Source organism: Mesorhizobium sp. M7A.F.Ca.AU.002.02.1.1 (genome assembly GCF_003998535.1).
Classification (GTDB): Bacteria; Pseudomonadota; Alphaproteobacteria; order Rhizobiales; family Rhizobiaceae; genus Mesorhizobium; species Mesorhizobium ciceri.
This window is the reverse complement of record NZ_RZPB01001472.1, coordinates 1-486: the sequence shown is the minus strand read 5'-3', so window position 1 is coordinate 486 and position 486 is coordinate 1. Positions and strand designations below refer to the sequence as shown.

Here is a 486-nt window from a genome sequence, read left to right as displayed (position 1 = left end):
GGCCATGCCGGCGCGCATCATGCGCAGATAGAGCGCCAGGTAGATGAAGCCGAGGGCCGAAACAGGCAGGATAAGATGGACGGCGATGTCGGCTGCGCGGTCAAGGCCGGTCTTGTCGGAAGCCAGGGTCTCGATGCCGCCGATCGGCAGCCAGCGCAGGTCGACGGCAAAGACGACGATCAGCACCAGTCCGAGCCAGAAACCCGGCACGGCATAGAGCGCCAGCGAGCCGATCGACAGGAAGCGGTCGCGGAAACTGCCCGGCCGGGCGCCGGCATAGATGCCGAGTGCCGAGCCGAGCCCGAAGGAGAGCGCGGTGGCGCTGACCATCAACAGCAGCGTGTTGGGCAGGCGTTCGAGGATCACATCGCGGATCGGTCGGGAGAAGGTCACCGACTGGCCGAGGTCGAGATGCAACAGCGCCCAGAGGTAGTTAGCCAGCCGCGTCAGCTCCGACTGGTCGAGGCCCCAGCGATGACGCAGCAA

Annotated in this window: 1 protein-coding gene; it reads right to left on the bottom strand. The window is 66.3% G+C overall.

What is annotated here, in order from left to right; genetic code table 11:
• Nucleotides 1-486, bottom strand: a 486-nt coding sequence (locus EN879_RS38435) for an ABC transporter permease (RefSeq protein ID WP_164774966.1), incomplete at both ends; no start/stop codon positions are given.